General features: G+C 32.0%; 9 protein-coding genes. 3 read left to right on the forward strand and 6 right to left on the reverse strand.

Going from position 1 to position 15,065, the window contains the following annotated elements:
• Positions 1-64 precede the first annotated feature (64 nt).
• From ACKTTC_RS08420 to ACKTTC_RS08430, 3 genes are all read left to right on the forward strand, one after another.
• Positions 65-1,552 (forward strand): aminotransferase class V-fold PLP-dependent enzyme, encoded by a 1,488-nt coding sequence (locus ACKTTC_RS08420; RefSeq protein ID WP_408039781.1) that lies wholly within the window; start codon positions 65-67, stop codon positions 1,550-1,552.
• Positions 1,553-1,571: 19 nt separating this feature from the next.
• Positions 1,572-2,621: a M14 family zinc carboxypeptidase gene (locus ACKTTC_RS08425; protein ID WP_408039364.1), complete on the forward strand. Its 1,050-nt coding sequence runs from the start codon at positions 1,572-1,574 to the stop codon at positions 2,619-2,621.
• 94 nt (positions 2,622-2,715) lie between these two features.
• Positions 2,716-3,195, forward strand: a complete 480-nt coding sequence (locus ACKTTC_RS08430) for an Lrp/AsnC family transcriptional regulator (protein ID WP_408039365.1) — start codon at positions 2,716-2,718, stop codon at positions 3,193-3,195.
• 140 nt (positions 3,196-3,335) lie between these two features.
• Here ACKTTC_RS08430 and ACKTTC_RS08435 read toward each other — a convergent pair whose 3' ends face one another.
• The 6 genes from ACKTTC_RS08435 to ACKTTC_RS08460 all read right to left on the reverse strand — a co-directional run bounded on the left by ACKTTC_RS08435 (position 3,336) and on the right by ACKTTC_RS08460 (position 14,906).
• Positions 3,336-4,214: a neutral zinc metallopeptidase gene (locus ACKTTC_RS08435; RefSeq protein ID WP_408039366.1), complete on the reverse strand. Its 879-nt coding sequence runs from the start codon at positions 4,212-4,214 to the stop codon at positions 3,336-3,338.
• A gap of 296 nt (positions 4,215-4,510) precedes the next feature.
• On the reverse strand, positions 4,511-7,288 hold the full coding sequence (locus ACKTTC_RS08440; protein ID WP_408039367.1) for an alpha-amylase family glycosyl hydrolase: 2,778 nt from the start codon (positions 7,286-7,288) through the stop codon (positions 4,511-4,513).
• An 80-nt stretch (positions 7,289-7,368) separates the two neighbouring features.
• Positions 7,369-9,195: a SusE domain-containing protein gene (locus ACKTTC_RS08445; RefSeq protein ID WP_408039368.1), complete on the reverse strand. Its 1,827-nt coding sequence runs from the start codon at positions 9,193-9,195 to the stop codon at positions 7,369-7,371.
• 22 nt (positions 9,196-9,217) lie between these two features.
• A complete protein-coding gene (locus ACKTTC_RS08450) occupies positions 9,218-10,348 on the reverse strand; it encodes a SusE domain-containing protein (protein ID WP_408039369.1) in 1,131 nt (376 codons plus the stop codon).
• Between the two features lie 18 nt (positions 10,349-10,366).
• A complete protein-coding gene (locus tag ACKTTC_RS08455) occupies positions 10,367-11,968 on the reverse strand; it encodes a RagB/SusD family nutrient uptake outer membrane protein (RefSeq protein ID WP_408039370.1) in 1,602 nt (533 codons plus the stop codon).
• A 10-nt stretch (positions 11,969-11,978) separates the two neighbouring features.
• Positions 11,979-14,906, reverse strand: coding sequence for a SusC/RagA family TonB-linked outer membrane protein (locus ACKTTC_RS08460; protein WP_408039371.1), 2,928 nt, complete (start codon positions 14,904-14,906; stop codon positions 11,979-11,981).
• Positions 14,907-15,065: the final 159 nt, after the last annotated feature.

Below are 15,065 nucleotides of genomic sequence, written 5' to 3' on the forward strand. Positions count from 1 at the left end.
AGTAGGGTTGTTAAATATTAAACAATCAATACGTCAATTAAAATATTTTACAGAAATTCGTATAATGATGCATATGGAAGCTACAAGTTTAGAAAATTATTTTCAGCAATTTAGAAAGCATATAATAGGTATAGATCAAACATTTGAAACTCCTTATGGAATTAAAAAACTAATTTATACCGATTGGACTGCCAGTGGTCGCTTGTATAGACCTATAGAAGAAAAACTAATAAATCAGTTTGGGCCATTTGTAGCAAATACTCATACAGAAACATCTACTTCTGGAGCTGCAATGACTTTAGCCTATCATGAAGCTAGAAATATTATTAAAAAACATGTAAATGCTTCTAAAGATGATGTACTAATTACAGAAGGTTCTGGTATGACTGGTGTAGTCAATAAATTTCAACGTATTCTAGGTTTAAAAGTTCTAGAAAACTTAAAGGAGCATACGCAAATTCCAGATGAAAAAAAACCAATTGTTTTTGTAAGTCATATGGAGCATCATTCTAATCAAACATCTTGGTTAGAAACTATTGCTGATGTTGAAGTTGTTCCTTGTAATGAAGCTGGTTTAGTTTGTTTAGAAATGTTTGAAAAAACAATTCAAAAATATAAGGACAGACCTATAAAAATAGCTTCTATTATAGCAGGATCTAATGTTACAGGTATAAAAACAGATTATCATAAAGTTGCTGCCCTAATTCACAAATACGGTGGTTTATGTTTTGTAGATTTTGCTTGTTCCGCTCCATATGTAGACATAGACATGCATCCAGAAAATGAAGATGAATATTTAGATGCTATTTTCTTTTCTCCTCACAAGTTTTTAGGAGGACCAGCAACTTCTGGAGTTTTAATTTTTAATAAGAAGTTGTATAAGAACATGGTTCCAGATAATCCTGGAGGAGGAACAGTTAGTTATACAAACCCTTGGGGAGATCATGACTATTTTGACGATGTAGAAACTCGTGAAGATGGAGGTACACCTGCATTTATGCAAACTATAAAAATAGCTTTATGCATGCAGTTAAAAGATCAAATGGGAACAAAAAACATTAAGGATAGAGAAGACGAAATCAATCCTGTTTTATTTGAAACCTTAGAAAGTCTAGATGGAGTTCATATTCTTGCTCCAGAGCATAAAGATCGCTTGAGTATTTTCTCATTTTATTTTGAAAAATACCATTTTAATTTAGTTGTAAAACTATTAAATGATCATTTTGGAATCCAAACGCGTGGTGGCTGTTCTTGTGCTGGTACATACGGACATTTTTTACTAAATGTAGATAAGAAAACATCTAAAGCCATAGAAAGCCAGATTTTAGAAGGATGTAATACAGAAAAACCTGGTTGGGTTCGTTTATCAATTCACCCTACAATTACAACTGAAGAACTTACTTTTATTTGCGGCGCTTTACGTGAATTACATCAGAATATAGAATCTTGGTCACAAGATTATACATACGACCCTATTAAAAACGATTATACTCATAAATCGGTAACACCTATAGAAAAAAAGTTAGTTCAAGATTGGTTTGCCAGTCTATAGAAGAACTTTCCTTAGTTATATGAATACACTAGACATCGCTTTTTTAGAAGAAAATTATCATAAAATAAAAGAAACGAATCTTTACGGAAAATGGATAACATTTAACGATATAGAGCCGTTATTCAAAAAGTTACCTGAAAACGTTTCAGTAAAGTATTTAGGTAATTCCGAAGAGAATAGAGAAATCTATACGCTAAAATTAGGCACTGGAGAAAAAAGAATTTTAATCTGGAGTCAAATGCACGGAAATGAAAGTACAGGAACAAAAGCGGTGTTCGACTTTTTAAAATTCATTGAATTATTTAAAAACGAAGAAATAACAAATTCAATTTTAAATAATTGTACATTATTAATTATTCCTATGCTAAATCCAGATGGAGCATTGGCATATACTAGAATTAATGCAAATGGAGTCGATTTAAACAGAGATGCCGTAGATTTAAAAGCATGCGAAAGTAAATTATTACGAAAAACGTTAGATGAATTCAATCCGCAATTTTGTTTTAATCTTCATGACCAACGAACAATATTTGGTGTAGAAACAACCAATAAACCTGCTACAATATCATTTTTAGCACCTTCTGAAGAAATTACTAGAAAAGTAACAAAGGGTAGAAAGGAAACAATGAATGTTATAGTAGCAATGAATGAATTATTACAACAAATAATTCCAGATCATATTGGTAGGTATACAGATGAGTTTTATCCTACGGCTACAGGAGATAACTTTCAAAAATTAGGACACAATACTATATTAATTGAAGCAGGACATTTTCCAGAGGATTATAATAGGGAAGAAGTGAGAAAATTTAACTTTTATGCACTATTACAAGGAATATATCATATTGCAACTGCTGCTGATTTTTCTGTTTATAAACCCTATTTTGAAATTCCGAACAACGCTAAAATATTTTTCGATGTTATTCATAGAAATAGAAACAAAGAAGATATAGGATACTTATATGTAGATGAAATCATAGGTAATAAACTCACTGCCACATTGAAAAAGGAGAAAGAGGGGGACCTAAAATCATACTTCGGACACCTCGAAATCGTTTTCGAACACTAATTTTTTATTAATTGTTTAATTTTATTAGGTAATTTTTTGCTTTTTTTTAATAATAATTGATATTTTTGCAGGATACTATGAATAAAATATAAAAATGAAGAAATTTGTATTAGATGAAATCGATCATCAGATTTTGGATATTCTAATTGAGAATGCACGTACGCCATTTACAGATATCGCTAAAAAATTATTAGTGTCTGCAGGTACTATTCACGTTCGTGTAAAAAAGATGGAAGACGAAGGTATTATTCAAGGGTCTACGTTAACACTAGATTACGAAAAAATGGGGTATGCTTTCATAGCTCACGTTGGAGTATTTTTAGAGAAAACATCAATGACTCAACACGTGATCGATAATTTACGTCTTATTCCCAATGTTACTGTAGCTTATGTAACAGCTGGAAAATATAATATTTTCTGTAAAGTTCGTGCTAAAGACACTAACAATGCTAAAGATATTATATACAAAATTGATGAAATTCATGGTGTTAATAGAACTGAAACTATGATTTCATTAGAAGAGAGCATCAATGACAAGAAGCGTATGATGCATGCAATTTTTCAAGACTTTTAATTAAATATTAAAAAGTCTTAAGAAAAAAGAGAGGAGTAATATAAATCTATATTACTCCTCTTTTGCGTTTTAATTGGCTTATTTAGGGTTTAAATTTTAAATTAAATGTTAGGGTTTTTAATTATTTTAAAAACTAAGTACTATAAGTTTAAGAATTCTTCTTCAGAAATCTCTCCAGTACTAATTTTGTGTAACTCGTCCATTTTAGACATAATGTACTCGTGTACATCTTCGCTAATTCCTTCTGGTCTTGTGAATTCTGTTTCACCACGTAATGCTCCAGCTAAAACATATTGATCATAGTATCTGAAAAATGAACTATCAAAAGATCTAGCTCCAGGATAAGCATTGTCTCTTAATAACCATCCTAAACGGAAAGCAGAACGACGTTGTGCAGCAGTTCCATGGTGTCCCGGTGAATTTACATTATTGTCACCTAAACTAGCAGAAAATGTATACGCAGGAGCTGCAGTAGTCCAATCTGCATTATAACCATCTGCATGTCCGATATAGAAACCAGCAAAAGCATCAGCTTCTAATTCAGAAGCTCTAGCAGTACTTTCGTTTCTAGAAGGAATATTATTTCTAAATTGTAACTGGTGAGCTACTTCGTGTGCTTGTACCATTGCTACAGATATACGGCCACCATTGTCTAAAGCATAGTTGTATAAAGACTCACCAAAAATAATGTATCCAGCTCCGTAAGAAATAGCATTTAAGGTACCGTTACCAATAGCAAAACCTAATGGTACAGTATTAATGTTAAATAAACTTGCAATGTTTGCATTTTGGCCTACTAAAAAATTCGTTTCAGAAGCATTAATAATTCTAGTAGTGCTTAATTCAGCATTAGAAGGCCAGTTGTTGTCGATATAACCACAGTCTTTGTGAGAAATATGACCACCTAAAGATAATTGGGCATTTTGATTGTTTGAGATTTCAGGGTTTTCATTGTTATCACAACTAGTGATAGAAATAACTACCGCAGTAGTTAACATAAGGGCTTTAAATTTATTCATTTTTTAAATTAGACAATAAACCAATTAAAACGTTAAGTTTTGTTTTAAAAATAGATTACTCAATAATGTAGGGAAAATTGAAAAATAATACTCGTTTTAAAACTTAACGGCTGCGAATATAGTATTAAAAAACAATTTACAATGAATTTTAACTAAAAGTACAATACTTAGTTTTACTATTTTCAATAATAAAAGGGGTTTGTTTATTGATATAGAGAAAACTAAGAATAATGTTAAAAATAGCACAAAAAAAAAGACTCTTATTTAATAAGAGCCTTTTCAAAGTTTAACAGAATTTATTTTACAAGCAATTTTCGTGAAAACAAATTACTCTCGTTCCGCCCCTTTACAAAATAGATTCCTTTTGAAAGGGAATTGATATTAAAAGAATAATTCTTTAAAAATTTTCCTTTGTAATTTAAGACTTTTTTTCCAGATATATTGTAAATCGAAATTTCATCTACTTCCTGATTAATTTTAAAGTAATCATTAGCAGGGTTTGGATAAACACTTAAGAATGAGTTATTAGTTAAAATATCTTCGCTAGAAAGCGTCACTGCTGAACTTCCGTAGATTTTAAATTCTCCTGGTTGTAATGTAATGTTCGAATTTACATTAGAAACGGTAATAGAATTATTAGCATTTAGTAAATCAAACCATGTACCTGTTTTTTGAAATTCTGGATTTATATTCTGAGGAATAATTCCAAAATTCCCAATAATTGTTACATATTGTAAATCATCTGCAGCATTATCGTTAGTTAAATGAATTTTTTTCAAACCTGTTGTTGCAGCAACATTTAAGGTGAAATCTGAAGTTCTAAAAATATCTTCTTGCTTCTTTAAAGCAATCAATTCAGACCAAAGATCGTATATCTTTTTTCGTTCAGCATTATTAAAATATTCCCAACGAATAGGTTTATTTCCTGTACGACCATTAAAATCGATGCTAACATCGTATCCTAACTCTCCAAATTGCCATATCATTTTTGGTCCAGGTACCGTAAAATAGAAAGCTCCAGCAGCAGCAGTTCTTGCTAAAGCTGTATTTAAATCTTTAGCACTGTATGTAGCATTTGTATTTCCAAATTCAAGATTTTTATACATTAAACGTTGCTCATCATGGCTTTCCATGTAAGCAATATTAGCAGGTACTGTCCAACCTCTGTTTTTATAAGAAATCCAAGAGAAATTAGATTTTCCACCATCGTGATACCCCATGGTTGTTTCATTATAATTAGAGTTTAAATTACTCCACATCATAATTCCTTTACCTTCAGCTAATCTATAATTTACCCATTCTGTTTCTTCTTGATTGGTACCTAAATGCTCAAAAATCACATAAAAATTTGGATCAACTTCCCATTGATAATCTGCATATTCCTTTAATACAGCAACTCTATCAGCTTGTAAAGCATTTGTACAACTATCGTCTGAAGCAGAACAATTTTGAGTGAATCCTTTTGTTAAATCCCATCTAAAACCATCTATTTTATATTCTTCGATCCAATATTGAGTAGTTCTTTTTACATAATCTTTAGTTGCTTGTAAACTGTGGTTAAAATCATTAAATACATTAAAAGAGTGTTTAGCCGTTTGATTAAAAAATGGACTATCTGCTGTAGCTTGTCCGCCATAATTTCCATTGTCGGTGTTCCACATTCTATAATATGGATTTTGACCTGTTGCATGATTATAAACAACATCTAAAATAACAGCAATACCTCTTTTATGACATTCATCTATAAATTCTTTAAACGCGTTTTTAGTTCCATAATATTTATCTAATGCCATATGAAATGAAGGATTGTATCCCCAAGATTCATTACCATCAAATTCACTTACAGGCATTAACTCAATAGCATTAATACCTAAACCTTGAATATAGTCTAATCTAGCCTTTAAAGCATCAAAACTATGTAATGCATCAAAATCTCTAATTAAAACCTCATATATAACTAGATCCGTTTTTGCTGGACGGTTAAAATTTGTAACAGTCCAATTAAAAGAAGCTTCACCTGTTTTTAATACTGTAACAGAATGATTTGTTTCTCCAGTTGGATAAGCTGGTAAATTAGGATAGGTAACATCATTTATGAATTGATCATTACTTTCAGTCAAAATTAATGTAGAGTAGGGGTCAGCTACTCTTAATTCACCATCAATTAAGTATTGATATAAATGGTTTTCTTGCGCTGTTAAACCAGAAAGTTCTATCCAAAAACGATCTTTAGCGCTATCTTTTTTCATTAAATAGTTATTGTCTATAGTCCAATTATTGAAGTCTCCAATAACATGTACAAACTCTTTATTTGGGGCATATAAAACTAAGGTAGCTTTTGTAGGATCTGTAGCATCAAGATTTAAACCATCTTTTAATCCATTAGGCAAAGCAGCTTCAACTACAGCTGGCTTTACAATAATTTGGAACGATTGTGTTAAAGTAGTAGCTCCATTAGTAGCTTCTAGTACAAAATTAGTATTCTGTGTTACCGATGTAGTTAAAGAATAGTTAGTCGTGTTATTTTGAGTGTTTACTGAAGTACCATTTGCTTTTAAATTAAAATTAGCTGCAATACTACTAGTAGCCGTAACATTAAAGTTTTCACCAGAATTGACAATAGAAACTGTATTAACTGGCGCAGTAAGATTCAATTGAAACTTACCAACTTCATACTCCTGGTCTTGAGATTTTTTGTCTCCAGTTCCGTCTTTAGCTTTTACTAACATTCCAATTCGACCAATACCAGTTCTATTATAAAATGTTGTTGGCGTAAAGGAAATAGAATATGTTCCATCTCCATTATTAGTTAACTTTTGAGCTTCATTTGAATTGGTCCATGTACCATTAGTAGGAGAGTCCATAGAATTTAAATCCGATGAATCATAAGACCAAGCCCACAAATAAATATCTGAGACACCCCAAGTTGTAGGATTTACATTTGAAACAGTAATTGTTATTTCTTCATCTTCATTAAAAGTAGCTGGACTCACGTCGAAAGTGACATTTTGCTGCTGTGCTGTTGTAACAAAAGCGCATAGGAAGAATATAAGTACTGAAAAGATTTTTTTCATGTATAATAAATTTAAAAAAGCTATTCTACCTAGTTGTAAAACAGATAGAATAGCTTAAAAGAAACTTCTATAATTTTATATTAATTGCTTATAGTAATTGTTTTCGCTATTGTATCCATATACAATGTATATGTACCTGGAGTACCTACAAATCTAAAATTACTATCACCATCATTTGCATTTTCAAAATTGGCATCTATAGTATATCCTTCATTTTGGTAATAAGGAAAGTTTCTACCAGATCCCCAATCGTCTCTTACCGTAAAGAACCTAAATGCATCGTTAGCAAAAGTTACTTGAGCACTATATAATCCTATATCTACACAAGAGAATTCAACAGGAGAAGCCCATCCCCAACCTGCATCAGGAGCACCAGCACCAACAATCCATAAGTCTACAAACTCACAATCTGTATTTTGAGCTTCTAATTTTATTTCTTTGTTTACAGTATCTACTGTTAAGAAATAAGTTCCAGGAGCACCTGTAAATCTGAAATTGCTATCACCATCATTTGCATTTTCGAAGTTGGCATCTATAGTATATCCATCATTTTCGTAGAAAGGGAAGTTTCTACCAGATCCCCAATCATCTCTTACTGTAAAGAATCTGAATGCATCGTTTGTTAAGTTGATATTTCCTTGATACACTCCGTTACCTGTACAACGGATTCTAACTGGAGAAGTCCATCCCCAACCAGCATCAACAGCACCAGCACCAACTACCCAAAGTTGATCGAAGACACAATTTGGTCCAACAACTGGAGGTCCTAATGTAATTGTTTCATTTTCTGTATCAATTTCTATAAAATATTCACCTTCTGCACCAGTAAATAAGAAATTGTTATCACCATCCATTGCATCAGTTAAATTCGCATCGAAAGTATAACCTCTTTCAGCATAGTAAGTATAATTCTGACCAGATCCCCAATCGTCTCTTACAGTAAAGAATCTAAAGTTACCACCATCATTTGGAGTTAATCTAATATTTCCAGAATATGTTCTTCCTTGTAATGCTAATTCAACTGGAGAAGTCCATCCCCAACCAGCATCAGCTGCACCAGCACCAACAACGTATAATGTAGTAGGTAATGCAACACTGTACGGAGTAACTTTAATACTAACAACATCTGAAGTTCTTACTAAATCTCCTGATGCAGTAGTAATGGTAGCAACTACTCTCATATCTATTGAACCTTCTGTTCCTGGAGTTCCTCCAGCAGCTAAAACAAGATCGTTAAAAGCTCCATGTTTCACTTCCATAGAAGTTTCTGATGTTGTACCAACTAATCCTGGTGTAGCAAAACTAGTTCCTGGCTCTGCTATTTCTAAACGATAGCTAACATCGGCTGTGCTATCATTTCCAAGCTCAGAATCTTCCCAAGTTACAGTAGTTACAACCGCCTCAGGATCTACATCTGAAAGTACAGTTGTAAATGTATTATCTGGAGCTGTAATTTCTGGAATTGCAACTGCATAAGTTGTTACTAAAAATAAAATTGAATTACTTGTTTCAGTACCATTTAAAATTCTCATGTACACTGGAATTTGCTCAAAAGAGGTAACTCCAGCAGATTTTAATGCTGTATTGAAATCTTGTACAGACATAGAAAACGTTGAGCCATCTGTAGTTCCCAAAGAAACTGGCGATTGGAAAGTGTTTTCTAATGCCATTTGCACTTCATAAGTACCACTTTGTGAGATTTCATCTTTCCATGAAATTGTAAAAGCAGCATTAGCAGGCAATTCAAAGTTTAAAAAGATATTATTAATACCAGGTGTTTCCAATTCAAATACAGGATCTGGTGATGTAATATTTAAACTTTCTTCTGTATCACAAGAGGCCAGTAAAAATACTGAAGCCAATACAGCAACACATATTTTATTAATTATATTATTTATTTTTTTCATCTTAATACTTTTACATTAAGGTTTATAAATTCAATGGAATAAGAATATACTGACCTGTTAAATCGTTAAACCAGATATCATAATCATCTTCAACAATTACAGGAATCATAACAGAACCTTGTGTTGCTGATCCTGAAAAAGCTGTATCACTTCCCCAAGTATTTCCTCCATCTGTTACAAACTGTAAGCTACCAGGAGTTAACCTAACTGAGTTAGCATACCAAATATGCTCATCAAATGTTAATGCAGTTAATGCTGTAGTTGCCGCTACTGAAGATCCTTGAACTGATAATGTAGCTGGGCTTATAATTCCAGTTGCATCAAAAGGAACAATGCTATAGTCATTTGTTGCAAAATTGATAGTAAATGTATAAAAACCTGTTTGAGTAACTCCAAACCTTCCAGGGTCATCACTTTGAGTCCCTGGGTTTCCTGCTATTTTCCCAGATGTTTCTATTGGATCGCTACCATCAGGATAAGTTGTTCCCCATTGTGGTTGCCATAAACCTAATGTTTCTAGTACTTTGAATCTACCGACTCCTGCATCTGCAGGGTTATCATTTAAAAACCTCCCTGTGTAAGTATATAAATTCTCATCATTAGGGTTTCTAAATAGTGGAGGGTTATTGTTATTGTTGTCCCAATTAGGAGCAGTTGCATTACCTACTAGAAAATAATCTTCAAATACATAGTTAAAGTAAGGGAATACATTCATACTTACTGTATTTGAATTTACTGGTATTCCATTTTGCGTTCCTAATGACGAAACCACTCTTGCATATAGATTAGCCCAAACAAAAGGATTTAAACCAGCATTACCAGCAGCAGAGTTTAATTCTGCCATAGAAAACGTAATACTGTTTTCACCAGTAACTGTAGAGGCAATTACTGGATTTGTAAAAGCTTCATCACTAGAAAATTCAATATTATATATAACAGATGCTTGTAATCCATAATCTGCACTTTCCCAGCTTAAGGTTAAAGCAGGGATTGTTGTATTAACAGGATCTAATTGAATATTAGTAATACTCAAATCCTGTAATACAGCCGCAGTAGGACTATTTGAAACCACAAAAGTTTCAGAATTATCATCACAGCCAATACCTACAAATAGTGTAAGTATTACTAAAAATATATTAACTATTTTTTTCATTTCTTTACTGTTTTTGGTTTAGTATCCTGAGTTTTGATTCAAATTAGGATTTGAAGCTAAACTCGTTGTTGGAATAGGATATACATTTAAGTGACTAGAAATAGAAATTCCATTAGATGCATTTCCTTTCCATGCCCAGTTATAATTTCCTCCTGTAAACTTGTTAAAACGAATTAAATCTTGTCTTCTATGTCCTTCCCAGTGTAGCTCTCTAGATCTTTCATCTAAAATGAAATCTAAAGTAAAATCTGGTGTAGTAATCATTTCTGGGTTATTAGCTCTAGTACGTAATGCATTAACATAATCGATAGCTTGTGTAGTTGTACCACCTGTACCACCACGTAAAACAGCTTCTCCATACATTAAATAAACATCTGCTAACCTGAATAAAGGAAAATCTGTATCTACAAAAGTAGTGCTTGATCCAGTAGCTCCAGTAGAAGAAAGGTTAGAATATTTAGTAATAACATACCCTTGATCTCTATCTGAAATATCTGTAATATTTACATTTCTATCTTGAGTAATTAACGTATTTCTTGTATCTGTAAGGAAAACACCTCCGTTAAAAAGATCAGCAAATTGCTTACGAACTCTTAAAGCTCCTCCCCATCCAGCTTCTGAAACACCTAGAGACAATCCATTTTTCTCTAAACTTCCAACTTCACCATTTACCATAACTGTGGTAGGACCGAAGTTTTGTACAGAGAACCCATCTGATATTAATGGGAATATAATTTCATTTCTAGCAGAATTTGTATTGTTATCTCCCATGAAATTATGTAAATAGTTTGTAGCTAAAGAGTAGCCTCCATTAATAATTCTATTACAATAAGTAATACATTCTGTATATCTATCTTGATCTATATAAACTTTAGCATTTAAATACATTTTAGCTAACACCATCCATGCTACAGCTTTATCAGCTCTACCGTATTCATTCCCTCTAGGATCTGGTAAATCTGACTCAATAGCTAGTAATTCAGACTCGATGTAGTTAAATAATTCTGGTCTTAAAATTTCATTTGGGTTGCTATTGATCTGTGTAGTCTCATCTGCAAAAGGCGCTTTTCCAAATAAATCCATTAAATGATAATAAGCAATAGCTCTAATCAATCTAGCTTCAGCTCTATACGTTACAATCTCATCGCGAGTTGCTTGAGATACGTTTCTTTCATTTAACTTTTCTTCAGTAGTTTCATTCAAAAAGTTATTTGCAAAATTTACAGAAGCTCTAGCTCTTTCAAACATTCCTAAAATAAGAGGATTTTGTGCTGTCCATATAGAACGTTGAATTTCTCTAGTTCCGGGATCGTTTTCGTAAGACCATATCATTTGATCTGCTGATAATGTTTGTAAATACAATAATACACGTCCGTATTGACTTGTACCAGCATCAATCCCTTGTAAATTAGACGATCCTGCACCATCTGTCCCTGTTAAAGAAAAATTAGCATACACTCCAGCCAATACTTCTTTATAAGCACTTTCATTTTCAAACAAATCTTGACTTAAGGTTGTTTGATCATCATTAGGTATGATATTTAAATCCTCTGTACATGAAAATGAAAAAGATAGTACAGTAATGCATACCAATGATTTTATATATTTTTTGATATTCATTGTTAATTTTTTAAAATTTAATGTTTGCACCAACTAAAATATTTCTTGGTCTTGGATAAATAATATTATCAATACCATCAAAAACTTCAGGATCTAAACCAGAATAGTTTGTCCATGTAAAAACGTTTTGCATACCAGCCCAAATACGAACGCTATTTTTAGAAAATTTCTTAATAGGTCTGTCAAATGTATATCCTAACGTAATATTATCCATTCTTAAAAACGATGCATTTTCTATATAAAAATCAGAAAGAATAACATCTGAAGTATTTACAAAATTTGAATTTAATACAGAGGTTGGAATGTTACCTAATACTGAATTATCTTGTAATAGCGCTAATTGTGCTCTTGATGAATTTACATTATTATAAACATAATTTCCAATATTTGCTCTCATATTGAAAGATAAGTCAAATTGTTTATAATTAAAATTCGTTTGGAACCCTAAAATAACATCTGGATCTGGACTTTCTTTTACAATTCTATCATTATCATTAATAATTCCGTCACCATTCACGTCTAAATAAGCTCCTTCAATAGGTGCTCCGTTAGCATCATATAATTGTTTAAATACATAGAAAGATCTTGGTGCTTCTCCAACTCTGTTAATTTGAATTTGATTTCCAGTACCTCCTGAGATTCCTCCAGCTAAAATATCTATTCCTGAAGCTAAATTTGTAATTTCTCTATTAAAGAATGTACCATTAAAGTTGAAGTTTAAGCTAATGTCTTCTTTTTCGATAACGTTTGAGTTTATAGAAAACTCAAGACCTTGAATTTGTAATTCACCTACGTTTTGGATAATTCTGTTTGTAAAGTTTAAAGAAGTAGGTGCGTCAAATAATAAATCCGTAGAATTTTTCTGGAATGCACTTATAGATCCAGAAATACGATCATTAAATAATCCATAATCTACACCAAATTCAATAGTAGCTGTTTCTTCCCATTTAATAGCTTCGTTAATAGCTGAAGGAACATTTGTACCGATTACATTTCCTCCAAAAATATATTGTGAGTTTGGATTACCTGCACGATATCTATTTAAGAAAATATCTTTAGCAGTAATTTCTTGCTGTCCTGTAAGACCATAACTTGCTCTTAATTTTAAACTAGAAATTACTTCAGAATCCTTAAGAAAATCTTCTTCGCTAATTTTCCAAGCTAAAGCAGCTCCTGGGAAATTACCCCATCTATTTTTAGAAGAGAAACGAGAAGTTCCATCTCTTCTGTAATTTAATGTTAATAAGTATTTATCTAAGAAACTAAAATTAGCTCTACCAAAGAATCCTATTAATACAACATCTGGATCTGCAAAAATATCTGGCCTAGCATTTGGGTCTCTTCTGTTACCTGTATTGCTTCCATTAAACTCAAATTTTTGATAAGAATATCCAGCAGTAAAGTCAGCATTTAAATCATCAGAAAAGTTAGTATTGTAGTTTAAATATCCGTCTAATAATTTATTTGTTCTTGTTTGCTCACCAGCCCAATTGTTTCCTATAAATAAATCTCCAACCTGTGAAGGAATTAATAAAGAAGAAACATCTGTTCTACTAGCTTCAGTTCTATCATAACCTAAATTAACAACTGCTTTTAATTCAGGTAAAAAATGAAATTTATAATCAAATTGTAAATTTCCATATTGTCTAAAAGACTTACCTATATTACTTCTTTGTAATAAAGATGCAACTGGGTTTGTAGTACTATTTGTTACCGCACTATTAGGTCCACTTAAATGTTGAAAGAATCCACCAAAAGGAGAGGAGCTATCATATACTGGTTGTGTAGGATCATAACGCAATGCTGCTCCAACTTGACCAGAATCAGCGAATCTACTATTTTCGAAAGCTCTATTATAATTTAAATTAATTTTAAGGTGATCATTAAATAAAGATGGGCTTAACGATAAAGACACATTTCTTCTATTAAAGTTTGAAGTTAAAATTGCTCCTTCTTGATCATTAAAACCTACAGATAATCTAATCGGAACTACATCAAACATAGAACCGCGAACTGTTAAGTTATTGATTCTAGAAACAGTTTTTCTAAACACTTGATCTTGCCAATTAGTATTAGCATTACCTAATATACTAGTGTCTAATGTAGTGCCATTTATTGGTTGTGAATTAATTAAATTTCTGAACTCTTCTGAAGAAAACACATTTACTCTATCACGAATCTCTCCAAAAGTAAGCTGTGTATCGAAATCTAAAGACCAACTAGACTTTCCTTTTTTAGTTGTAATGATAATAACACCATTAGAAGCTCGTGAACCGTAGATAGCAGTAGCAGAAGCATCTTTTAACACAGAGAAAGACTCAATGTCATTAGGGTTTATATTTGCTAAAACACCTCTAGAACCATCTACACCACTATTAGAAATTGGTAGACCATCTATAATAATTAACGGATCGTTTGATGCATTTACAGAAGAACCACCACGAATTCTAATAGCTGATCCTGAACCTGGAGCTCCACTTGTAGTAATACTAACACCAGATACACGACCACTTAATAAGTTTTCTGGAGTTACAATATTACCTCTTGTAAAATCTTTTTCTGTAATAGCTTCTACAGATCCGGTAGCATCTTTTACTGTAGTAGTACCGTATCCAACGACAACGATTTCGTCTAAAACCTGACCTCCATCTTCTAACTGTACATTAATGGTATTAGAAGTTCCAACAGTGATCTCTTGAGTTTTCATTCCTATAAAAGAAAAAACAAGAATATCTGTTGGCTTTACATTTTTGATTTCGTAATTACCATCGAAATCAGTTTCAGCACCTTTTACAGTTCCTTTTAATACAACAGACACACCAGGCAAAGGATCTCCTGTAGACTTTTCAGTCACGGTTCCTTTTACTGTTTGCTGTGCATAACTCAAAAAAGAAAAAAGTACTAGAAATACACTGAATAGTTGTTTATTTTTTTTCATATGTAAATTCTTAAGTAAATAAGTAAATTTGAATTAATTTAATATCAATAATCTTCGTTCTGCGATGTGAATATAGCCATTAAAATGAAGCTCAAGCTACTATCGTTACTACGAAAACGTTTTCGTGTTGATAACTTTTTAACTTTAACTTAACAGATT

This window comes from Tenacibaculum amylolyticum, assembly GCF_964511145.1.
Lineage (GTDB): Bacteria > Bacteroidota > Bacteroidia > Flavobacteriales > Flavobacteriaceae > Polaribacter > Polaribacter amylolyticum.